This window comes from Rhizobium grahamii CCGE 502 (genome assembly GCF_000298315.2).
GTDB lineage: Bacteria > Pseudomonadota > Alphaproteobacteria > Rhizobiales > Rhizobiaceae > Rhizobium > Rhizobium grahamii.
On the sequence record NZ_AEYE02000037.1, the window covers coordinates 66,457 to 89,592 of the forward strand.

At 61.6% G+C, this 23,136-nt stretch carries 19 protein-coding genes and 1 pseudogene; 6 read left to right on the forward strand and 14 right to left on the reverse strand.

All coding sequences use genetic code 11. From position 1 onward, the window contains the following. Positions 1–105 precede the first annotated feature (105 nt). The 4 genes from RGCCGE502_RS31830 to RGCCGE502_RS31845 all read right to left on the reverse strand — a co-directional run bounded on the left by RGCCGE502_RS31830 (position 106) and on the right by RGCCGE502_RS31845 (position 5,457). On the reverse strand, positions 106–1,413 hold the full coding sequence (locus RGCCGE502_RS31830; RefSeq protein WP_016558346.1) for an NtaA/DmoA family FMN-dependent monooxygenase: 1,308 nt from the start codon (positions 1,411–1,413) through the stop codon (positions 106–108). Beyond that, positions 1,410–2,663: an acyl-CoA dehydrogenase family protein gene (locus tag RGCCGE502_RS31835; RefSeq protein WP_016558347.1), complete on the reverse strand. Its 1,254-nt coding sequence runs from the start codon at positions 2,661–2,663 to the stop codon at positions 1,410–1,412. The genes RGCCGE502_RS31830 and RGCCGE502_RS31835 overlap by 4 nt, the downstream gene beginning before the upstream one ends. A gap of 89 nt (positions 2,664–2,752) precedes the next feature. Continuing rightward, a complete protein-coding gene (locus tag RGCCGE502_RS31840; protein WP_016558348.1) occupies positions 2,753–3,841 on the reverse strand; it encodes a rhodanese-like domain-containing protein in 1,089 nt (362 codons plus the stop codon). A 17-nt stretch (positions 3,842–3,858) separates the two neighbouring features. Further along, positions 3,859–5,457 (reverse strand): ABC transporter substrate-binding protein, encoded by a 1,599-nt coding sequence (locus RGCCGE502_RS31845; protein WP_016558349.1) that lies wholly within the window; start codon positions 5,455–5,457, stop codon positions 3,859–3,861. Positions 5,458–5,810: 353 nt separating this feature from the next. Between RGCCGE502_RS31845 and RGCCGE502_RS31850 the strand changes: the two genes are divergently transcribed. From RGCCGE502_RS31850 to RGCCGE502_RS31870, 5 genes are all read left to right on the forward strand, one after another. Next, the gene (locus RGCCGE502_RS31850; RefSeq protein WP_016558350.1) at positions 5,811–6,989 is read left to right on the forward strand and encodes an acyl-CoA dehydrogenase family protein; all 1,179 of its coding nucleotides are present in this window, start codon (positions 5,811–5,813) and stop codon (positions 6,987–6,989) included. 11 nt (positions 6,990–7,000) lie between these two features. Then, the gene (locus tag RGCCGE502_RS31855; RefSeq protein WP_016558351.1) at positions 7,001–8,362 is read left to right on the forward strand and encodes an LLM class flavin-dependent oxidoreductase; all 1,362 of its coding nucleotides are present in this window, start codon (positions 7,001–7,003) and stop codon (positions 8,360–8,362) included. Between the two features lie 11 nt (positions 8,363–8,373). Then, positions 8,374–8,715, forward strand: a complete 342-nt coding sequence (locus RGCCGE502_RS31860; protein WP_016558352.1) for a DUF3088 domain-containing protein — start codon at positions 8,374–8,376, stop codon at positions 8,713–8,715. A gap of 10 nt (positions 8,716–8,725) precedes the next feature. Further along, positions 8,726–9,949, forward strand: a complete 1,224-nt coding sequence (locus RGCCGE502_RS31865; RefSeq protein WP_016558353.1) for an acyl-CoA dehydrogenase family protein — start codon at positions 8,726–8,728, stop codon at positions 9,947–9,949. 121 nt (positions 9,950–10,070) lie between these two features. Continuing rightward, positions 10,071–10,313 carry a substrate-binding domain-containing protein gene (locus tag RGCCGE502_RS31870; protein ID WP_244441830.1) on the forward strand — a complete coding sequence of 81 codons (243 nt, stop codon included), beginning with the start codon at positions 10,071–10,073 and terminating at the stop codon, positions 10,311–10,313. A 390-nt stretch (positions 10,314–10,703) separates the two neighbouring features. Here the strand turns inward: RGCCGE502_RS31870 and RGCCGE502_RS31875 are convergent, their stop codons facing one another. After that, the gene (locus tag RGCCGE502_RS31875; protein ID WP_016558355.1) at positions 10,704–11,714 is read right to left on the reverse strand and encodes a LysR substrate-binding domain-containing protein; all 1,011 of its coding nucleotides are present in this window, start codon (positions 11,712–11,714) and stop codon (positions 10,704–10,706) included. Positions 11,715–12,008: 294 nt separating this feature from the next. Between RGCCGE502_RS31875 and RGCCGE502_RS31880 the strand changes: the two genes are divergently transcribed. Next, a complete protein-coding gene (locus RGCCGE502_RS31880; RefSeq protein ID WP_016558356.1) occupies positions 12,009–13,625 on the forward strand; it encodes an ABC transporter substrate-binding protein in 1,617 nt (538 codons plus the stop codon). 174 nt (positions 13,626–13,799) lie between these two features. Here RGCCGE502_RS31880 and RGCCGE502_RS38470 read toward each other — a convergent pair. The 9 genes and pseudogenes from RGCCGE502_RS38470 to RGCCGE502_RS31920 all read right to left on the reverse strand — a co-directional run. Then, a pseudogene (locus tag RGCCGE502_RS38470) lies at positions 13,800–13,920 on the reverse strand (NADP oxidoreductase); the annotation flags it as partial. 190 nt (positions 13,921–14,110) lie between these two features. Next, complete coding sequence (locus RGCCGE502_RS31885) at positions 14,111–15,526, reverse strand: FAD/NAD(P)-binding protein (protein ID WP_016558357.1); 1,416 nt, start codon at positions 15,524–15,526, stop codon at positions 14,111–14,113. 69 nt (positions 15,527–15,595) lie between these two features. Next, entirely contained in the window at positions 15,596–16,552 is a 957-nt protein-coding gene (locus tag RGCCGE502_RS31890; RefSeq protein WP_016558358.1) for an amidohydrolase family protein, read from the reverse strand. Positions 16,553–16,585: 33 nt separating this feature from the next. Next, positions 16,586–17,833 carry an acyl-CoA dehydrogenase family protein gene (locus RGCCGE502_RS31895; RefSeq protein ID WP_016558359.1) on the reverse strand — a complete coding sequence of 416 codons (1,248 nt, stop codon included), beginning with the start codon at positions 17,831–17,833 and terminating at the stop codon, positions 16,586–16,588. 70 nt (positions 17,834–17,903) lie between these two features. After that, positions 17,904–18,962: an aldo/keto reductase gene (locus RGCCGE502_RS31900; RefSeq protein ID WP_016558360.1), complete on the reverse strand. Its 1,059-nt coding sequence runs from the start codon at positions 18,960–18,962 to the stop codon at positions 17,904–17,906. Positions 18,963–18,975: 13 nt separating this feature from the next. Further along, on the reverse strand, positions 18,976–19,911 hold the full coding sequence (locus RGCCGE502_RS31905) for an ABC transporter ATP-binding protein (RefSeq protein WP_016558361.1): 936 nt from the start codon (positions 19,909–19,911) through the stop codon (positions 18,976–18,978). Further along, positions 19,892–20,884: an ABC transporter ATP-binding protein gene (locus RGCCGE502_RS31910; protein WP_016558362.1), complete on the reverse strand. Its 993-nt coding sequence runs from the start codon at positions 20,882–20,884 to the stop codon at positions 19,892–19,894. Before RGCCGE502_RS31910 ends, RGCCGE502_RS31905 begins: the two co-directional genes overlap by 20 nt. Next, complete coding sequence (locus RGCCGE502_RS31915; RefSeq protein ID WP_016558363.1) at positions 20,884–21,888, reverse strand: ABC transporter permease; 1,005 nt, start codon at positions 21,886–21,888, stop codon at positions 20,884–20,886. Before RGCCGE502_RS31915 ends, RGCCGE502_RS31910 begins: the two co-directional genes overlap by 1 nt. After that, on the reverse strand, positions 21,885–22,874 hold the full coding sequence (locus tag RGCCGE502_RS31920; RefSeq protein WP_016558364.1) for an ABC transporter permease: 990 nt from the start codon (positions 22,872–22,874) through the stop codon (positions 21,885–21,887). Before RGCCGE502_RS31920 ends, RGCCGE502_RS31915 begins: the two co-directional genes overlap by 4 nt. Positions 22,875–23,136: the final 262 nt, after the last annotated feature.

A 23,136-nucleotide genomic window follows, 5' to 3' on the forward strand; every position in this document is an offset into this window, starting at 1 on the left:
CTCCTGCCACCTCGCAGACGGCGTGATTGCAAGAGACTTGTAATGCTGGGGCCATAGATGCGCGGGACGTGCAGTCTGCTCGGCAAAAGCACACCATAGGAGACTTCATCTCGGATAGGACAACCCATACCGGTCGCGTATCGTCCGCCCTTCATATTGGCGGGGATAGACGTTTCTGTCCTGGAGGATTGGGATGACCTTGTCGACGAACTCCTCGATGTCGTCAGGCGCCCGAGGTGGCTGCAGCGTGTAGCCATCCACCGTGCCGTCTTCCCAAAGGTCGATCATCTCTTCAGCGACCTGCTCCCCGGTGCCAAGCAGAAGTCGATGATGTCCCTCCGAACGGCGTACGGCCTGGCGAGCTGTCAGTTTCTCGTGCTGCAGAAGATCGGAGAGGCCGAGCCCCATTCCCACGGCCTGCTGCCTGTTCGGGTCGGGGACGAAACGTTTGTAGTCTAATACCGCATCGGGGTCGAAGCGGTCACGATCCAGTCCGTGTTCGCGCACGAAGCGTTCGAGCAGGCCATCTTCGGAGCCGGCACCGCTGAAAAGCTCATGCTTGCGCAGTGCCTCCTCCCTGGTATCGCCGATAATGACCACGAGACCGGGAACGATGCGAATGCTCGACGGATCGCGTCCGAACGAAACGGCCCGGTTGCGCACCTTGTCGCCGAATGCCCTGCCCGCGGGTTTCGACAGGATGTTGCAGTAGATGATCTCGCCGTGCCGGGCCGCAAGATCGATGCCGCCATCAGACGCGCCAGCCTGGGCGATGACCGGATGGCCCTGCGGGCCGCGCGGGACGTTGAGCGGACCGCGCACCTGGAAGAATGTGTCGTCGTGATCGACCGCAATCGCACTCGTGCTGTCCCAGAAACGATCGGCCGCAACCTCACCCTCCCGGCCCGGATCCCAGCTCGACCACAGCTTCTTTGCCACGTCAAGAAATTCGGTCGCGCGGGCATAGCGCTCGTTGCGCGGCGGAAGTGCTGCACTCCCAAAATTGGCGGCGACGTTCGGATTGAACGACGACACGATGTTGACGATCAGCCGACCGCCCGAAATGATATCGAGCGACTGGACGCGCCGCGCGAAATTATAGGGTGAATTGTAGGTGGAAGACACCGTTACGACGAAACCGATATCCGGCACCTGCGCGGCCAGCGCCGTGCACAGGATAAGCGGATCGATCGTGTGGAAGGGACGACCAAGCGGTTCCGTCATCAGGGCCGGATGGTCGGAAAAGAACACGGCATCGAACAGTCCCTTGTGGGCGATTTCCGCCAGGCGCCGGTAATAGGCGGGATCGTTGATGTCGTGCCGATTACCAATGCGGTACTTCCAGGCATTCGCGAGATAGCCGGTGGAATTCAGCCCGACATTGAGGTTCATGCGACGTTTTTGAATGCTCATGCGCCAGTCCGTTCAGCCTGCTCTTGTTTTGCGACGCCCACTCCCGCCTGCGGGCCCGGGATCGTGCCGTTAATGGCGAAATCGCCGACGATGCGATCATGGTAGATGCGCGGATTGTGGGACGCGATCGTGCGGGCGTTGCGCCAATGGCGGTCTAGACCGTGGCCGCGCTTGGCCGCGGATGCTCCCAACGCGTCGAACAGCACCGTGCTCGCATCAAGGATCAGCGAGGTGATGACGGTGACGGACTGGCTGACCTCGAGCTCGGCGTTGCGGCCAGCCTGGGCTATCTGGTCTTCGTCCCCGCTCTGATTGGCCTCGTAGGCGCGCTGCAGCGCCCTCGCCGCCTGAAGCACGATCGCGCCGGCGCTATAGGCGGCTCCCCTGACCTTGCCCACCACCTGCTGGACCTGCGCGTCCTGTGCCGATCGTGACGCGTTGCCGCGGCCATAAATCCTCTTTCTCGCAGTCACATGGCGCGCCAAGTCGTTTGCGGCGGCGCGGCCGATACCGGCTAGCGAGGCCAGATGGACCAGTTGGAAGAAGCCGCCGGAATAGCTGAAGCGCACCGCGCTTGGCTTGATCAGCTCGTCGGCAATCTCGACATCCCGGAAGCGGGCCGTGCCGCTGGCTGTCAGTGATTGACCAAACCCATCCCAATCGTCAATGATCTCGACACCCCGCGCCGACGTCGGCACCAGCGCGCCGATCGGTTGCCCCTCCCCGTCGATCGCTCCCAGCGTGATCCAGTCCGCGTAAAGGGATCCGGTTGTATAGAATTTTTCGCCGTCGAGACGCCAGTTGGCGCCATTGCGGATAAGGCGCGTCGAATAGCTGCCGAGCGGCGTGTCGCCAAGTTCGGAGAACCCGCTTCCGATCGTCTCGCCCTGCCCGAGTCTTTTCAGCCAGCCGTCGCGCCAGGCGCTGTCAGGCGCGTTCAGCAGATCCTCGGTGAAGCCGAAGTGGCTGCGATAGGCGTTGGTGAGGTTCGGATCGGCCGCGGCAAGCTCGATGATAAGGCCGAAAAGCTCCGGCAAAGTCACGCCAAAGCCTCCATCGGCAACCGCAAGCCGCAATCGCGAGAAGCCTGAGCTCTTCAGCCATTCATAGGCATCGAAAGGCAGTTCATGGGCGATGTCGCGTTCAACCGCACGCTCACCAATGCGGGCGAAAACGGGCCTGAAGGTCTCCGCGAGACGCTCGAACCGCTCGCTGGGCGGTGCGCCCCAGGCCCCACTGATATCAGTCATGGTGCTGTTCCTGTTTAAATCCGCAATACCGCCGGCTTTGACGGCAGTACCAGAAGTTCGGTTATTGTTCCGACCAAGACCAGGCTCGCCTAAGCGGCAGCCCTTTCCTTTGCCTCGAAATCGTCAAGCAGGATCGCGATCTCGAAACCGCGGCGGGCTAGCCAGTGGGCAACGATGCGGGCGCGCGAGCCAAGGAGATCGTCGACCAGGACGACGCGGGCCCCACGAACGGCAATGGACCGGTAGGACACGCCAAGCAGCTGTCCCCCTTCAGAGGAAATCGATCCCGGCAGATGCGCACGCGTGAACTCCTCGGGTGTACGGACATCAAGGAGGTAGGTCGTGCGCTCCGGATCGGCAATCCACGTCTCGGCGGTTTTGCGATCGATCAGCGTCAAGGCGTCCTTCGCCGAAAGCCTTTCACCGTGCTCGCTGGCAAAGCGACGCGCCTCTTCGCTCGGCTCACGGTAGGTTGCCGTGCGTCCGGTCTCCAGTTCGAAACCCGCATTCGTCCAGCCGCTTGTGCCGTCGTCGAGATAGGCCACCGCATTGGAGATCCCGGCATCGATCAGCGTCTGGGCTCCGAGAATGGCGCGCGGCAGGCCCGCGCAGGAAACGACGACGTTTGTCTCCGATGAGGGAACGAGATCGGCAAAGCGAAGCAGCAGCTCGGCGCCCGGTACGCCGACAGCACCCGGCACATGACCCTTCTCATATTCGCCGAGCGTGCGCGTATCGAGGACGATCACGTCGTTTCCCTGATCGTGCAGTGCCTTGAGCTCGACAGCCGAAATCACTGGTGTCTGTCGTTCCTCGCGCACCTTCGTCACGAAGGGAACGCCGGGGATATCGAAAGTCGGAAGAGCTTCCTTGCCACCCTCCCGCCACGCAGGAATGCCGCCCTGTAGGAAGTGGATGCACGTCCAGCCGACCTGCGCCAGTCGGGCTGCCGCCGCCTCGGCCGCGCCGTCGCCACCATCGACCAAAACGGTACGGACGACACGCCGCGGCACAAAGCGGTCGAGTTCGGCCTCCAGGCGCTCGGCGGGGAGGTTCGTCGCAAACAGCGGCGAAGCGTACCCGACCTCCTCGACCGGTCGGATATCAAGCACCGCGAGTTCCAGCCCGTCGCCCAGCCAATCGGTCAATGTGGCTTTATCTATCGAACGTTCCGTCATGAGTCTGCTCCTCGATTTCAAGCGTTCGGATCGAGCCACAGGTCGCCGAAACTCCAGTTGAGCCCTTGCGATCCCGTGACGTAGTTCTTGACCCGCTTGTTGGCGACTATCTGGGCGCCGGCGGCGACGAGGTCGACAGATGCCACCTCGTCGTGGATGAAATGCTGGAATTTGCTCCAGACCTCCCAGCGCTTCTTTTCGTCAGGCTCGATCGCGGCCGCCTCCAGAAGTGCATCCGCCTTCGCGTTCACGTAGTGGCTGGCATTCGAGAACGGCAGGCCGATCTTGAAGTTCTTGCTCCAATAGGCGCGCTGGATGCCGAGCGACGGATCGAACGTGTTCGAGAGCGACTCCACCACCAGATCGAAAGCGCGGTCGGTATAGACGGTCTTCAGGAAGGTCGGCAGGTCGTATTTCCTGATTTCGATCCCGACGCCGATCTTTTCCAGCTGGCTTTTCAATACGTCGGCGTAGCCTTGCGGCAGATAGGAATTGTAGGTCAGCCGGAGAACGAAGCGCTTGCCGTCCGCCTTGCGCGGATAGCCCGCCTCATCCAGAAGCTTTTCGGCGGCTGCCGTGTCATAGGGATGGGCCACCACGGTCTTGTCGTACCATTGCGGCAATGCAGTGCTGACCGGGCTCGGCGACACCTGCGCGTAACCATAGAGCGCGACGTCGACAATCTCCTGCAGGTTGATCGCCTTGGCGATGGCAAGCCTGACCTCGCGTTTGGCAAACAGCGGATTGTCGTAGTTGAAGAACAACTGTTGCTGCGGGCCGGAATAGGCATAGGTGGTGGTATCAACGATGAGATTGGGGACCTGCTTCAGCCGGTCTAGATCGGCAAGCGGAACCGGATTGTCGCCGATATCGGCTTCCCCCGTCTCCAGAGCAGCCGATCGGGCGGCCGGGTCGGTGACGACGCGAAGAATGATGCTGTCGAGATAGGGCTTTCCCGAGTCCCAATAGTCTGGATTTCGTTCGAAGATCAGATGGCTGCCGGCCACCCACTCCGTCAGCTTGAAGGGACCCGTACCGATCGCGGTCTGAAGCGTCTGCCCGTCACCCGGTGCCAGCTTCTCGAAGATGTGTTTCGGCACGATCGGCGATTCAGAGCTCGACTGCGCCGAGAGCAGGAAGGGAGCGGGCTTGGATAGAACGATGATGGCGGTAAGCGGGTCCGGGGTCTCGACCGCCACCACATTCTGATAGGTGATGCGGCCGCGCGGATGTGCTTCCTTTAGCCTGAAGATCGAGAAGGCGACGTCGCCAGACGTGAAGTCCGTTCCGTCATGCCACTTCACCCCCTTGCGGAGCCTGAACGTGTAGCGAAGATTGTCATCGGAAACCGACCATTCCGTTGCCAAAAGCGGCTGCGGCCTGACGTCGAGGTCAAAGGTCAACAATCCCTCGACGATCTTAGGCCCGATCGCCTGGCCGGTGCCAGACGACGTGTTGATGGCAAAGAGTGCACTGCCGGGATCCACCCGGTAGAGCCAGTTCAAGGTGCCGCCCTTTGCCGGCGCAGCACCTTGTCCAAAGGCGATCGACGGGAGCAAGGTGCTGGCGCTCGCAAGCAACATCAGCTGGTTGAAACTGCGACGGTTGATGGACACGCGAAGAGCTCCTCTTTGGTTGGATTTGTGGTCCGCTGAGGGGAAGCTTCAGTGCTGTGTCGGCAAAGGCGAAGTCAAAGTTTCTTCTCCCCGGGGAAAGAATAATTGCGTCCGAATGGTTGTTCGCGGTCAGTGCGACGCAAAGGAAGCTCTCCTCAATTTCCATGTTTTGACAGGAGGATGTTTTCGTCGATGGGCGCGCCGACGAAACGCGGGAATTCGAGCGCTCCGGCAAAAGAATTTCTTTCCGTGAAATCAAACAGATATTTCTGGACTTGAGCGGCCGGCCAGCCAACCGTTGACGGGAAATACCGGGGCGCAGTTCCCCTTCACCTTCATCCCCGGGAGGCAAAATGCCGTTCGATACAGATGCTGATGACACGCTTCTGGCAAAGGCAACAGCGCTGCGCCAGGCATTTCATCTCGATGCCGTCGAGAGAGACAAACAGGGCGGCAGGCCCGCCGAACAGATAAGGCTCCTGAAGAATAGCGGACTGCCTTCGGCACAGATCGCCAGGGAATATGGCGGCCAGGGCGCCTCGTGGCTGACGATCCTGCGTATCGTCAGGGAGTTCGCCAAGACGGATGGATCGCTCGCCCATCTCTTCGGCTATCATCATCTGCCGCTCAACCTCATCCTGTTTCGCGGCTCGGCCGCCCAGAAGGAAAAATGGCTGACCGGCTCGGCGGCTGGCAACTGGATCTGGAGCAATTCCGGAAATGCCCTGTCGAAAACGTCGAGCGGTGAAAGGACGGCAACCGGCTGGGTCATCAACGGCAGCCGCCCGTTCTCCTCGGGCTCGCATATCGCCGACTACATCCAGATCTCCTGGGAGACTGCCGATGGCGCGCGACTGACCGCCGCCGTTCCTGCCGACCGCGAAGGCATCGTCGTCGAAAATGACTGGGACGGCATCGGACAGCGGCAGACCGGAAGCGGCACCGTGCGCTTCGTCAATCTTGAAATCCTTGACGACGAGCTGATCAGCTCGCCCGACGTACCGCTGACGCCCTACTCCTCACTGATCTCGCTCCTCCAGCAGAGCGTGCTTCTCAATGTCTTTGTCGGCAGCGCCCAAGGCATTTTGGAGGAGGGCCGCGCCTACACGACGACGAGTTCGCGACCCTGGATCTATTCCGGCGTCGAACGACACATCGACGACCCCTGGATTAAACGCCAGTATGGCGACCTTTATATCCGCACGCTTGCGGCAACCGAGCTCGCCGATAAGGCGGCCCGCAGCCTCGAGGGGGCCTATGCGGAGGGCCCATCGCTGACCGCCGCGGAGCGCGGCGCGGCGGCAATCGATATCGCGACCGCCAATGTCTATGCCGGCGAAGTCGGGCTTGCCGTTTCCAGCGAGGTCTTCGAGGTCATGGGCGCCCGCTCTGCGACCACTGCCAATGGCTTCGACCGCTTCTGGCGCAACGTCAGAACCCACACGCTTCACAATCCCGCCGAGTACAAGAAACGGACCGTCGGCACTTGGCTGCTGACAGGTGAATTTCCCGTGCCGGCCATCTATCGCTGAAAGGAACCACAATGGCGAAACGCAAGGACAAGATCAAGCTCGGCGCATTTCTGCTGTTTACCGGACATCACGTCGCCGCATGGCGTCACCCAAACGCTTCCGTCGGCACCGAGTTCGATAACTATGTGGAACTCGCCAAGCTTGCCGAAGCCGCGAAGTTCGACACGATCTTCTTGGCGGATGGCGTTGCCGCGCGCATCAAAGATGTCGAGGCGGCAAGCCGCAAGGCCCATAGCGGGGTCTATCCCTTCGAGCCGATCACTCTGCTGTCCGCCCTGTCATCCGTCACACGCAACATCGGGCTGATCGCCACCGCCTCCACCAGCTATTCCGATCCCTACAACCTCGCCCGGCAGTTCGGCTCGCTCGACCGGCTCAGCGGCGGCCGGGCCGGCTGGAACCTGGTGACCTCCGCCGACCCCGACGCCGCCTTCAATTTCGGCCATGAGACACAAATTCTGCATTCCGACCGCTATGAACGGGCGGAGGAATTCGCCGATGTCGTGCTCGGCCTGTGGGACAGCTGGGAGGACGACGCGTTTCTTCGGGACCGCGCAAGCGGCCGGTACTTCGACCCTGCCAAGCTGCACCGGCTCAACCATAGCGGCCGGCACTTCAAGGTGCGCGGGCCGCTCAACATTCCGCGCTCGCCGCAGGGTCGGCCTGTTGTTGTCCAGGCGGGCGCGTCCGAACCCGGTAAAGAGCTTGCAGCCCGTACTGCGGAAGCCATCTTCGCCGCCCAGATCACACTCGAGGAAGCGACCGGCTTCTACGCCGACGTCAAGGGGCGGCTTACCAAATACGGTCGCTCGCATGACGACCTCAAGATCCTGCCCGGCATTTTCCCTGTTGTCGCCCGCACCCGGTCGGAGGCCGAGGAAAAGTTCGAGGCTCTCCAGGAACTCATTCAGCCCGAGGTCGGCCTGAACCTGATTTCGCAGCTCTCGGGTGTCGATCTCAGGGATTATCCGCTCGATGGCCCGGTACCCGAAAATCCGCCCGCGACCAATGCCGGCAAGAGCCGTCAGGCGCTGGTTCTGGACCTTGCCCGGCGCGAGAATCTCACGATCCGGCAGCTCTACCTTCGCATTGCCGGCGCGCGTGGCCATTGGCAGGTCGTCGGGACGCCCGACGATATCGCCGATCAACTCGAAGAGCGCTTCGAGAACTATGGCGCGGATGGCTTCAACATCATGTCACCGATCATGCCGGGCGGGCTCAGCGATTTCATTGAGCTAGTAGTGCCTGAGCTGCGCCGGCGTGGCCTCTTCCGCCACGAATATGAAGGCACCACGCTGCGCGAGAACCTTGGCCTGAAGCATCCCGAAAACAGCCGTGCCACCGGCAAGAGCGGCGCAGTCGCGGCCGAGTAAGGAGAACAGTAATGAGCCGCGATACGCTCTTTCTCATCGCCCCCGGCTTCTCGGATTCGAAACAGCCCGGCCAGACCTTCGTCTGCCCCCATTGCAACGCGATCGAGGGACTGCTCTCGAGCTTCCCTGACCTTGCCAGCAGGCTTGACGTGCAGCGTGTTTCCTTCCCTCGCCCGCGCACGCGGGTGATCGAGGCGGTGGGAGAGGAGAACCAGTCCCTGCCGATTCTGGTGCTCGCCTCCAACCCGCCGCCCGATGCCGCGGACTGGAAAGGCAAGCGCTTCGTCTCGAAGACTAGCCGCATCCTCGAGCTGCTTGCCGAGCGACATGGCTTCCCGCGACTGCACGACTGACGGAGGAAAGATGACGACCGTTAAGCACGCAAGTTTCGAACCAGCCGCATTGCCGCCCGTGCTCTTCCAGCCGGACCGAGCCGATCCTTATCTCGCCAAGGCCATCGAGATTCGCGATATCTTCGCGAGCGATGCCGTCGAGCGGGACCAACAAGGCGGACGTCCCACCGAGCAGATCCGGCTGCTCAAGGAATGCCGTCTCGTCAACCTCCTCATTCCCAAGGAGTTCGGCGGCGAGGGACAGCCCTACTCGACCGCGCTGCGGATCGTGCGGGAATTCGCCAAGGTCGATGGCTCGCTCGCCCATCTCTTCGGCTATCACTTCAGCCCGATCCAGATTGCCCTGGCGCGCGTCAACGATGAAAGATCCGCCGCGATCCTGCGGCAATCGGCCGAGGGCTTATGGTTCTGGGGCAACACGACCAACAGCTTTTCCAAGAGCCTCTTCGGCAGGAAGGTCGAAGGTGGCGTTCTGTTGAACGGTTATCGGCCATTCGCCTCCGGTTCGCACGTCGCCGACTATCTGATGGTCGCATGGGAGGATGAGGAGACGAACGCGCGCAGCTTCGCCTATATCCCCGCGAACCGGCCAGGCATTACGATCGCCGATGACTGGGACGGCATAGGCCAGCGGCAGACCGGCAGCGGCCGCGTCTTCTACAAGGATGTCACCATAAAGGATGACGAAATCCTGTCGGAACGTCCGAAGGACCCCTTGGCGCTCCTGGCGCCTCAGCAACAACAGAGCGTTCTTCTCAACGTCTTCATCGGCAGCGCCCAGGGTGCCCTTATTGCCGCACGAGACTACACCACCACGAAATCCCGCCCATGGATCTATTCAGGCGTGGAGCGCCATACCGACGATCCATGGATCAAGCGGCAATACGGCGAACTCTGGACGAAAGTACAGGCCGCCACCGCGCTCGCCGATCGTGCCGCCACCGCCATCGACGCTGCCTATGCCAAGGGCACGGCACTCACGGAGGAGGAGCGCGGCGCTACGGCAATCGCGGTCGCCTCGGCCAACGTCCTGGCCGGCAAGGTCGCACTCGAGGTCACGAGCGAAATATTCGAGGTGATGGGAGCGCGTTCGGCGGTGCGTCCCTATGGCTTCGATCGCTTCTGGCGCAATGTCCGCATCCACACGCTCCACAATCCGGCCGAGTACAAGACCCGCAATCTCGGTGCATGGTTCCTGACCGGCGATTATCCCGAGCCGGGTGTTTTCCAATGAGCCGGCGACTGCTTCACCTTATAAGCCCGTAGCGGCCACGAAAAAGTTGAAGATGTCGGATGGCACGCCGCGGTCCAACGTTGATATGAAGACTTGGCGTGACCGCTTCAGAGGGGGCGCGATGCCTTCTCAACTGCTAGCCAAGGGCGAGCCATTTACAGCGGTCCTTTGCGCTAACGATCGGCTGGCTCTTGGAGCGATTGAGGCATTGAGGGAGCGCAATGTCGGATGTCCAGAGCAGTTATCCGTCACCAGCTTCAACGACATGCCATTCGTGAGCCTTGTACAGCCTCAGCTTACAGCTATGCGTATTCAGCACTTCGGCGCCGGCAAGGCGGCGGCCGGCATCCTGTTGTACTACTGAACGGCGATGGTACCGCTCCGAAAGATACTATCTTGCCTGCCGGGCTTGTGGTCCGCAGCAGGACGGGCTCCGCCCCAGTTTCAAAGAAATGACATTTCTTCGTCGGGTGGACATCTCGTTTGTCGTATCGCCGTCAACGCCGCGTCTATCGGTTTTGCGACCACCTCGGCATCAATAAAAATGGTATTTTTTCTGTCCACTCGAAATGTTGTTCCACCTTTAAGTTGGCCCGAGCAGCCAAAAATTGACACCGCCTCGACTGAACCAAATACCGCAAAGCAGCTATGTCCCGCATTGTCTCTGGTTCTACGAAAAGGTTTTCGACGTCCTTTCGCGCTGCGCCCTCAGGCTCGGGTTGCCGCTCAAATGCGACGAACCTCCCGAAATAGCTCACTCGGCCGCCATCATGTCCGCGGCCGGCCGGATGCGCCGCCCAATAATCTCGTCCATCGTCTGCAGCGCGCGGGCCTCGGCAAGCAGCCACTCGCGAAACAGATCAACGCGCATGACCCGCGCCGTATGCACCGTTGCGGCAAAGAAGTAGGAGGAACTAACGGGCTGCGGCACGCCGAAAGGACTGACCAGCCGTCCGGATCGAATGGCGGCCTCCGCCAGCCTGATCTTGCCGAGCCCCAATCCCTGCCCTGCCAGCGCGGCATCGAGAACAAGAGACGATTGGTTGAGCCGAAACCCGCCCGGCGATGGACGATAGGAAAGCCCGGCAGCACGCAGCCATCCGCCCCAGTCCGGGCAGGATTGATCATGCTCGGCTCCCTCTTCATGCAAGAGCGGCACATCTTCGATCGCCTCCGGCTTGCCCCACAGGCCATGGGTGTCGGCAAATTCCGGGCTGCAGACCGGCAGCACCGCTTCGGAAAATAGATGGTCGACGATGAGGCCGGGATAAGGCCCGCTTCCGTAGCGGATCACGCAGTCGGCGTCGCCGGCATCGAGGTTCGTCAGCTGCGTCGACGCATCGACAAGCACTTGCAATCCCGGAGCCGCCCGCCGCAACGCATCCAGCCGCGGGATCAGCCATTTGCTGGCAAAGGACGGTGCGACTGAGATGCGGATCGGCTGTTCATGGTCGCTTTGAACGAAATGCGCCATGGCGGCGAGAACGGCGTCGAAGGCGCCGGTCAATCCAGGCACCAAGGCCAGTCCGGCGGGCGTCAGATGCAACTGGCCACGTACACGGTTGAAAAGCGACTGACCGAGGTAATCCTCGAGCAGGCGTATCTGTTGACCAACTGCTGCCGAGGTTACGTGCAGCTCTTCGGCGGCGCGGACGAAGTTCAGGTGCCGCGCCGTCGCCACGAATGCCCGCAGCGATGTCAGCGGCGGCAGCCGCGCAAGTGTCGGCTGGATTGCTTTTCTGCGGGAGTCGGCAAAAGTGCTCATGAGATGATTGCACCACAAACGCGCCTAAGAAGACGAGAACCGGTGTTCCTTCCTGCCCTGCCGACGGGACATTTTCTTGCGCAGCAGGCATCGATCTGAGACGCAAAAACTCATTTTCGTAAATTGTCTATATTTTTAGTGGATTAAAAGATTGGCTCCGCGGCTGACGTCAGGACGCGAAGTTTTCCTTTGCCGGCCACGGAGAAAAACATTCTTCCGGTTTTGCGCCGCGCTGCCCGATGATGCCGGCGACGACGCTTCAATAGAGGCGTCCATGGCAACTCAGGGGTATTCATGGATATCAGCAGACGTCAACTCAACAAGCTTCTCGCCGCGACTGGCCTTACCGCGTTCCTGCCGCTCAGCGCCTTCGCTGAGACTGCGGCACCCACAAAGGGCGGCACCTTGAACTTCATTGTCGAGCCGGAGCCGCCGACAATCCTTGCGCTCGCCCATACGGCGGGAGGCACACAGAAAATCAGCCCGAAGATCACCGAGGGTCTCCTGACCTACGATTTCGACCTGACGCCCAAGCCGCAGTTGGCGACGGAATGGTCGATCAGCGACGACGGCCTGAACTACACCTTCAAGCTCCGCCCGAAAGTGAAGTGGCATGACGGCAAGCCCTTCACATCTGATGATGTTGCCTACTCCATCGAGCTTCTGAAGCAGGTCCATCCGCGCGGCCGCGGCACTTTCGCCAATGTAACGAAGGTCGAAACGCCTGACCCGCTGACCGCAGTGATCCGGCTTTCCAAACCCGCCCCGTATCTCCTCAGTGCGCTTTACGCAGCGGAATCGCCGATAGTCCCCAGGCACGTCTATGATGGCGTGAAGATTGCCGACGTACCCACCAATCCGAATGGCGGCGCGCCGATCGGTACGGGACCTTTCGTCTTTAAGGAGTGGGTGCGCGGATCGCACATCATCCTGGAACGCAATCCAGAGTACTGGGACGCCGGCAAACCCTATCTCGATCAGGTCATCGTGCGCTTCGTGCCTGATGGCGCAGCCCGCGCTGCTGGCTTCGAAACCGGCGAGTTCGATATCGGCGGCGACAATCCCATTCCCTTGAGCGATCTTGAGCGTGTGAAGGCATTGCCGAACATCGGCGTCGATTCCCGTGGCTACGAGACAAAGGGCGACCAGACGCAACTGATAATCAATCTCGACAACGAGTATCTGAAGGACGTACGCGTTCGCCGCGCAATCGCCCATGCGATCGACCTCAATGTCATCCTGAACACCGTCTGGTACGGCTATGGCCACATTTCGCCTTCCCCGATTAGCACTTTCCTGCCGCGCTACCTCGATACCTCGATCAAGCCCTATGCCTTCGATCTGAAGGCAGCCGAGCAGCTGCTCGACGAGGCGGGCTACAAGCGCGGCGCAGACGGCGTGCGCATCAACCTGCGACTGACGCATAATTCCTACAATGAAGGCTTCAAGCGGGTCGCCGAATATCTGAAACAGAACCTGGCGCGCATCGGCATCAATGCCACCATCGATTCCTACGACTTCTCCACCTACATCAAGAAAGTCTACACCGACCGGGCCTTCGACGTGACGGCGGAGTATCTTGGCAACCAGTTCGATCCAACGCTCGGTGTCCAGCGCATCTACTGGTCGAAGAACTTCAAGCTCGGCCTGCCCTTCTCCAACGCCAGCCATTACGCCAATCCGGAGGTGGACAAGCTGCTCGAAGCCGCGTCCGTCGAAATCGACGATGCAAAACGCAAAAAGCAGTTCTTCGCCTTCCAGAAGATCATCGCTGATGACGTGCCGGTGGTGAACCTAGTTGCGCTCGAAAACGTCACCGTTTTCAACAAACGGGTCAAAAACCACACGATCGGGGCCGAGGGCGTGCAGTCCAACTTCGCTGAGGTCTACATTAAGGACGGCGAGGGGTGAGGCGCGAGCGGCTGGACCTCCAGCCACCATCTCGTGACTTCCAGTGCCTCGTTGGCGCATAGTCGCCATCGTGCTTCATGGCCGGTGCCCATAGCTGGGTGAAACATGCATATCCATCTGAAAGTCCTTATCAGTGAGAGCGTTCGGCCGGAGTGAGCTTCCGGCCGAGGTTCGTCATCCAAATTTCACAAGGTTCGGTGCGGGAAGGGGACCGCGCGGGAACTGCACGAGCTTTCCGCCGGTCGAGACCAGGCCGAGATCGATCCCACGTGAAGCCCAGCTTGGCGATCAGTGCCGATTCTTGCAAAAGTCGACGTTCACTTCCTGGGAGGGAAGTGGCAATCGAAGCCGCCGTGGTTCTTCCGAAAAATTTCCGGCATGATATCCCCGATAACCTGCCATGTAAGGGTATTGCCGAACACGGTCCTATCGATTCCAATATTATGGTTTGTGGCTGGGCCTCGGTCTTTCTACGTTTGAAGAGATCAGGCGACGCGGATCGGCGTGAATTTCGCCAAGATGCGATCGGCGAGCGCGATCGCTTGAGCGCGCTGCTCGGTAATCGAGCTCGATTCCCAGGCAACGCCACGCAACGGATGCCCGATGGCGCTCAGATTGCGATGAACAAGGCCCTCTTCATTGATGAGATCGCCGGCGGGCGTCGCATCGATGCCGTAGCCGGTGCTGTGAGGTCGAACATCGCCGCGTGCGAGCAGGCTCTTCACGAAAGGATCCTCTATGCGGCGCCAGTCGTGCAACTGGTGACCACGACAATCGATCACGCCGTCGAACGACGCCGTCTCTACACCTGAGTTCACCTTCAGTCTGGCGGTGATATCGCTGCCCTCGGCGGCAAATCCGAGGATGCGGGCGCGGCCATGCTCCAGCCGCCCTTCCGAAATGACACGCTCGACGATCCGGTGGCTTTCAGGCGCCGAGCGATGCGCGGTCACGTCCCAGAAAGTCCTGAGATGCCTGGTGAAACGCAGCCGCTCGCGATCGCTTGCGCCCTGCCATAGCGATAAAATATGAGGGCGGATCGACAGCGGAAGACCCTGCCAGTCCGCACCGTCAGCCGAGATCGCACGCCGTTCAGCCTTGACGCGGGATAGCAGCTCGCGCGCGGTTGTTGGCAACGGGCCATCGGCCAGAAAGTCTCGTGCTGCCTCGACGGCCCTCCGCCCCTCCACGAACTGGCCGCGGCGCGATATCACCCGGTAATGCCCGCGATAGCCCCTCGCCTCCATGCTGGCGATGGCATCGACCATCGACAGACTGGAACCGATCAGCAGGATATCATTGCAATCGACCAGCCGATCAAGCGCCCGTGCATCCCACGGATTGGCAGCAAAGCGCGGATGGCCGGCAAGCTGGGATTCGGTTGCCGATAAGCCAGGCTGAAAGACGCCGAGGGCCAGAACCGCCTCGTCGGACTCAATGACAGTACCGTCGGTGGTCGTGATACGGATCCGGTTCGGCGCGGCCACAAGTGCTGCGGCCGACGACCGGATATGCCGCAGCGTCGAGCCGAGTCTGGCATTGGCCACCGCGCGGGCAAGTTCGTCACGAACATAGGTTCCGTAAAGATGGCGCGGCGGACTGCTCGAGCCCACCTCGGCAGGAGGCGTCCAGCCGTTGGCCGGACCGTTCTCGACCAGCCAGCGCGAAAGATGGCCCGGGTCTTCGGGAGAGAGGGAGAAGATCTCGGCCGGTCCGTTGACGAGATGAACGGGCTCCGTCGTGCTGTAGGCAATACCCCGGCCGAGCTCCTCGCGCCGCTCGATGACGGTGATCGCGAGCGGCACTTCGGTCCGGTCGAGCAGCTTGAGCGCGGTCAGCGCGCCGGCGAAACCGCCCCCGACGATGGCAACGGAGTGATGCGGAATACGATCGATACGCAATGAACCTCCTATCCCACCGGCCTCGGTGGGGGCGTGATATGTCGGGCTATGAATACGGGCAGGTGCCGCTTAGGCGATCAGCCGGCAGCGGCGATGACCTTTCAGAAGTTCAAGGGCATTTCGGCTGGCAATAAGCTCCGCTTCATGGGCGCTCAGGCCAGCTGCCTCGAAGGTGGCCGCCAGTCCGTCCTGCGTCGGGTCGTGTCCCAGGATCGGCCAGTCACTACCGGTCAGAACATGATCGGCGCCAACCAGGCTTGTCACGAAGCGGATGAAACGGGACTCCGACGGCATGATGTCGATATAGAGATGACGCCGCCTGCCGGGTGGTGCATCCGTGAAAATGGAAGGCAGGTCGCCGAAGGGGCCGGTCAGCGCCAGCGCCGAAACCCCGAGCGCGGTGATGACCACCCGAAGTTCTGGCAATTCCTCGAAAACACCTGATGTCACCAGCGCGATCGCGGCCGCCGCGTTGATCGTGCCACGGCTCAAGCGGGTGCCGAGCCGGCCGAGGCCAGATAGTTGCGTCGAAAGCGGCTCGGGATTGATGGGATGCAGGAAGACGGGAACGCCGAGCTCCGCCGCGACCCTCAGTACCGGCCGCGCTTGCGGCGCGTCGATCAGTCTATCGCCCTTTGCACTGTCGAGAAACAGGCCAGACAGATTGAGTTCTATGATGGCGCGCCGCGCCTCTGCGGCGGCTGCCTCACCGCCGAATGCGTCCACGGTCGCCAACGCAAAGAGGCGATCCGGATGGCGCGCCACCGTCGCCGCGAGGTCGTCATTCAGCCGCCGGCTGACTGCACCGAGATCCGCATCGGGCGCTGCGACCATGGAGAGGGCAACGCCGATCACGCGATGCCTGATACCGGCCGCATCGCTGTCGGCGAGCAGCGCGTCGATATCGGAGATCCTTGTACCGATCCGCCCCCACAGCGGATCGAGCGGGCGACCAGGCGCGCGATACACTTCCCAGCCCTCCGGCAGGAAATGCGTATGGAAATCGACGATATCGAGCTTGCTCATTGTGACTCCGTGACGTGTCTTGCGCGGCCTGCCTCAGAAGACCTTGCCTTCCTCCAGGTGCGTTGTGGTTCCGTTGATGTAGAAGTCGCCGACCACGCGTGCCTTGTGCAGCAGCGGGTTGTGGTTAAGCACGGTGCGGATGTTGCGCCAGTGTCGGTCAAGATTGAGATGGCGAGACGTCGCGGAGCCGCCGCCGAGTTCGAAGATGTTGGTGGCGGCTGCCAGCGCGATCTGGGAGGCGACGATCTGCGTGCGCGCCGTCGTCAGCGCGCTCTCGATCAGCGCGGCTTCGAGCTTTTGCGGATCGCCTGCGCCGAAGAGTTCGGCCGTCCTGTCCAGGGCACGCGCGCTCTCCCGGATCAGTGTATCGACAGCAAAGGAGCCGGCGGCGATCTCACCGAGAATCTTTTGTACGAAGGGATCGGCATTGGCGGTTTCGGCGGCGCTGTGAGCTGCCGAGCGTGCCTGCCGGCGTACATAGTCCGTCCCCTCAGTAAGCGCGCCGCGCACCGCGCCGGCCATCGAGGCTGCGAGGTGGAGCTGCCGCAAGGTCGAGGTATGGCGCCCGACCAGCGTGTTCAGCCCGCGCGTGGAGATTTCGTGCGGCAGCACCTCGACGTTTTCAAGGAGAACCCCGCCGCTTGCCGTCAACCGTTGGCCCATGCCATCCCAGTCGTCGAGAATAGAGATCCCGGGCCGACCGACCGGCAGCAGAACACTCACGAACTCGCCATCTTCGTCCTTCGCGCTGAAGGAGGCGAAGTCCGAGAAAGCCGTGCCTGTCGCGTACCATTTGCGGCCGTTGAGGCGGTAGTCATCGCCTGACCTCGTCAGCCGCGTGGTCACTTCGCCTGGGCGTTTGGTGCCCTGCTCGGTATGTGCGCCACCGAAAAGCTTGCCTGACAGAACCCGGCCGAGCTGCGTTCGATCAATGGCCGTGTTGGGCGTCAGGATAAGTGTTTCGGTAAAGTTGAAATGGCTGCGCAGCGCATGCGCGACATTCGAATCCGCTGCCCCGATTGCCATGATCATCTCGATATAATCGGCAATCGACCCGCCGGGGCCGCCGAGCGCCGCGGGAATGCGCAGCGCCCCAAGCCCCGCTTCCTTGAACAGGCGGAAGGCTTCGAAAGGAAGCTCCCGCTCCAGGTCGCGCTTAGCCGCGTCCGTGGAAATTTCAGCCGCAAGTGCCGGAATTTTTTCCAGTAGCGTCGACAGATTGTCACCCTCTTCGGCAGGCGTCGGAGTGGCGGACAGGACTGAAGGAGCGGTATTCGGCATGCTGGAACCTTCTCGGCAAAAGGAAAGAAATGGAGGGACCCGCCGTATGGACGGATCCCTGATGTCATGATCAGGCGACGGCGCGCGCCAGCGGCACGACATTGTCTGCGCCAGCTGCTGCGCTGCGCGGCACGCGACCTTCTACCGGATGACTCGGATCGTTGAAGCCTGCTGTCGAGGGGTGGCCGGTTGTGACCAGTCGGTCGACCAGCGCTTCGTCCTCGGCATCGAACTTCACATCGAGCGCGCGGATATAGCTGTCCCAATGCTCCTCGGTGCGCGGACCGGTAATCGCAGCCGAGATCAGCTTGTTGTTCAGCACCCAGGCGAGCGCGAACTCGGTCGGCGAAATCCCCTTGCGGGCCGCGTGCGCCGCGATCTCGCTCGCAATGGCGATCGATTCAGGACGCCATTCGGTCTCGAGGATACGCTTGTCGCCACGTCCGGCGCGGGTGTCGGCCGCCGGCTCCTTGCCTGGCTCGTACTTGCCCGTCAGCACGCCACGGGCGAGCGGCGAGTAGGAAACGACGCCGAGACCATAGTGATGGGCGGCCGGCAGCTGTTCGGCTTCGGCGGTACGGTTGACGATGTTGTAGAGCGGCTGGCTTGCAACCGGACGATCGAGGCCGAGTTCATCGGCCAGGTGCGCGATCTCGGCGATACGCCAGCCTCGGAAGTTGGAAACGCCGAAGTAACGCAGCTTGCCGGCGCGGATTAGGTCGGCGATGGCGCGCACCGGCTCTTCCAGCGGCGCGTCGAAGACCGCCCGGTGGAAATAGAGGATGTCGATATAGTCGGTGTTGAGGCGGCGGAGCGAATTCTCGACGGTCTCGATCACCCATTTGCGGGAATGGCCGCCGAGGTTCGGCCCCTTCTTGTGCGAATTGACGAACTTCGTCGCCAGCACCCAGTGATCGCGATGCGCCTTGATACCCTTGCCGACAACCTCTTCGGACTTGCCATCATGATAGACATCAGCCGTATCGATGAAGTTGATCCCCTGCTCGCGCGCCTTGTCGATGATGCGGAACGCGACATCGTCGGGCGTCGGCCCGCCAAACATCATGGTTCCCAGGCTGAGCGGTGAAACCTTGAGCGCGCTGCGCCCGAGATAGCGATAGTCGACCATTGTATTCTCCTTCTTACTGAGCGTGATGGCAGGCGGCGGCATGGCCGCTGCCGAACTGGCGGAACGCCGGGTCTTCAGCCCGGCAGATATCGGTGGCGAGCGGACAGCGCGTGTGGAAACGGCAACCGGAGGGTGGGTTGTGCGGGCTCGGCAGATCGCCGGTGATCGGCGCCGCCTGCTTGCGCCGCGACGGATCGGGCACGGCTGCAAGCAGCGCCTGCGTATAGGGGTGCTTGGCGCCCTTCCAAAGCTCGCTCGTCGGCGCGCTCTCGACGATGCGGCCGAGATACATGACGAGCACGCGATCGGCGAAATAGCGCACGACGGAGAGATCGTGCGAGATGAAGAGATAGGAGAGCGACAGCTCCGTCTTCATCTCGACCAGCAGGTTCAAAATCTGCGCCTGGATCGAGAGGTCGAGCGCCGAAACGGGCTCGTCGCAGATGACAAGTTCCGGCTGCAGGATCAGCGCGCGCGCGATCCCGATGCGCTGGCGCTGACCGCCGGAGAACTCGTGCGGATAACGATCGAGCGCATCTGCCGGCAGGCCGACATGCGCGACCATCTCAGCCGCGATCGCCTCGCGCTGCTTGCGCTCGCCGATGCCGTGAACGGCGAGAGGCGCCGTCAGGATCGTGCGTATGGTCTGCCGCGGATTGAGCGAGGCGAATGGATCTTGAAAGACCATTTGGATACTTCGCCGGACCGACTGCAGTTCTCGTCCTGCCATGGCGGTGACGTCCCTGCCCTTGAAGGTGACGTTTCCGGACGACGGATCGACGAGCCGCACCAGTGACTTGCCGAGCGTAGACTTGCCGCATCCGGATTCGCCGACCAGTGCCACTGTCTCGCCTTGGGCAATCTCGAGCGAGACGCCATCGACGGCCCGCACGGTGCCGGTGGCACCGGCATAATGGGTCGAGAGCCGATCAACCGACAGAAGCGACATTAGCCTTCTCCGCAATGGCTGGAACATAGGGGCACGCTACCTGCCGGCCGGCGGGCAGTGTGATGAGTTGCGGCACCACGCAGGCGCAGGAAGGCCGGGCGACCGCGCAGCGCGGGCGGAACGCACAGCCCTTTTCGCCAGCCGCCGAAACGATCGAGCCCGGGATCTCCGAGAGCGGCCCGTCGCGGTAGTGGTAGTCGGCCTTCAGGCGCGGAGAGGCCGACAAGAGGCCATTGGTGTAGGGATGGTACGGGTTCTCGAAGACCTCCCCCGGTAGCCCCTCTTCGATCTTGCGCCCGGCATACATGACGACGACGCGATCTGCCCATTGCGCGACGATGCCGAGATCATGGGTGATCAGGATGACGGCCATGTTCAGCTGCACGCGAAGATTATCGAGCAGTTGCAGCACCTGCGCCTGGATCGTCACGTCAAGCGCCGTGGTCGCTTCGTCCGCGATCAGCAGTTTCGGATTGCAGGCGACGGCGATGGCGATCATCACGCGCTGGCGCATGCCGCCGGAAAGCTGGTGCGGATAATCGTCGATGCGGCGGCGAGCCTGAGGGATGCTGACGAGGTCCAGGAGCGCGATGGCGCGCTCCCGCGCCTGGCGGCGGGTGAGATTTTCATGAATGCGCAGCACTTCGATGATCTGGTCGCCGATCGTCAGGACCGGATTGAGCGATGTCATTGGCTCCTGAAAGATCATGGCGATATCACGGCCGCGGATACGGCGCAATTCCCGCTCGGAGAGACCGACAAGATCGCGGCCATCGAAGCGGATCTGTCCACCAGTCCGCGCGTGACGCGGCAGCAACCCCATCAGGCCAAGCGCCGTCAGCGATTTGCCGGAGCCGGATTCCCCGACGATCGCGAGCATCTCACCCGGATTGGCCGAAAAGCTCACGCCCTTCACAGGTTCGGCCGACGCGAATCGGACCGAGAAGTCGGAAACCTCGAGAAGCTTTGCCATCAGCGATCCTCCGAAAAGCGCGGGTTCAGCGCATCGTTCAGGCCATCGCCGATCAGGTTGAGCGAAAGGACGGTGAAGACAATTGCAAGACCAGGCAGCGCCGTCAGGTACCAGGCGGTGCGAATGACGTCGCGGCCAGCGCCGATCATCGAGCCCCAGGAGACGCGGTTGGGATCGCCAAGCCCCATGAACGAGAGCGCCGACTCCATCAGGATCGCGCTTGCTACCATCACCGATGAGGTGACGATCAGCGGCGGCAGCGCATTGGGAAGGATCTCACGGAAAATGATGCGGGAATGACCAAAGCCGAGGCTGCGGGCGGCCTGCACATAATCCTTTTCGCGAATGGTCCGGAATTCAGCACGCGTCAGCCGCGCCACTGTCGGCCACGATACGATTGCGATTGCAATGGTCACGGTTGCCGTCGTCGGCTGGGCGATCGCCACGAGAACGACGAGCAGCACAAAGCTCGGAATGGTCTGGAATATCTCGATGAACTTGACGAGGATATCGTCGATCAGGCCACCGAAATATCCGGCGACGGCGCCAATCGCGATCCCCGCCGTTAGCCCGAGCGCCGTGGCCGCAAGCCCGACCGTCAGCGATATCCGCGCGCCATGCAAAATACCGGCCAGCACGTCACGCCCCATGGAATCCGTGCCGAGCGGATAGGCAGGGTTCTGTCCGGGCCAGAGGAAGGGGCGCGCCACCATTTCCAGCGGATCACCCGGGTAGACAAGCGACGCAAACAGCGCCGACAGGGCGACCAGAAGCAGGATGGCCGTGCCGAACACTGCGTTGTAGTTGCCGAGGAAGACTTTCAGTTCCCGACGCACGCCACGCCATGCGGTCCCCGAAACCGAGGCGCGCACGTCAGGGGCATGGATATGGGTCCAGCGCGGATGCTTCGGCGCTTCCGGCGAAATCTGACTGCCCTCCGCCTTTGCCTGAGGCGCGAAGCCAATCGATCGCCCGTCCAAGGTTGCAAGTTTCTGACTGTTCATCGGCTTGCTCCAATTCGGGGATCGATCCACGCCTGCAGGAGGTCAACGGTCGCGTTGGCGACGATCACGAGGAAGGATGAAAGCAAAAGGATACCGAGCAGCACGCTGAAATCGCGCGCCATGACGGCTTCGAAGGCAAGGCGCCCGAGGCCCGGCCAGCTATAGACGGTCTCGACCACGACCGCGCCCCCCAGCATCCCGCCGAAGTGCATGCCGGCCATGGTGGTGATCGGAATGAGAGCGTTGCGTAGGACGTGCCGCGTGGTGAGCACGAAGGGCGAGACACCCTTGGCACGCGCGGTGCGCACGAAATCCTGCGACTTAACCTCCAGCATCGAGGCGCGTGTCAGCCGGGCATAGATCGCCAGATAGAAAAGCGCGAGCGAGGTCGCTGGGAGCACCATGTAGCGTCCCCTGTCGAGCAGCGCCGGGAGCCCTGTCAGCCGCGAGCCGATCGTGCTGTCTCCACCGCTCGGAAGCCAGCCAAGCTTGACCGAGAAGAGGAGGATCAGCATCAGGCCGATCCAGAAGCCGGGGATCGAATAGAATAGCAGCGAAATCACTGAAATGATGCGATCGGGCAGGCGTCCGGAGAAGACCGCCATCAGCGACCCCAGGAGCAATCCGGCGGCAATCGCGATCGTCAACGCCGCGAGCATGAGCACCAGCGTCCCCGGCAGCCGCTGGCCGATCAGATCGGCGACGGACATGCCATAGCGCGGCGAGAAGCCGAGACTGAAATGCGCAAGGTTGTTCAGGTAATTGGCGAGCTGCACCAGGATCGGGCTATCAAGCCCGAAGCGCTCGCGCAGCGCAGCCATCGTCTCGACCGTGGCCGAGCCGGATTCCGCCGCCATCACATCGGCCGCATCGCCTGGTGCCAGCTTCAGCAGGAAGAAGTTGAGGATGACGATCCCCAGCATCGTAGGCACAGCCTGAATGATCGTCCTGCTGATCGTTCGACCGATCCGCCTGTAAGCCGACATGTGCTACCTCGCGATCTGAAAAGAATTCACCTCGTCCCGTCGTTTAGTAGTTGACTAATTCTGTGGGTTTTGTCAAATCCATATTGGTAAATAATTCCAAGGAAATCGCCATATGGCGCACTTTTAGAAATATTGTACCGCATATCGACAAATAGTAGGTTTCCATCCCACTTCGCAGCGATGAATGGGCAAAAATCTCTAAAGCAGGATCGATCTGCGGAATGGCACTGAAGCGGGCCGCGACGGCCCCTGGATCATGAGG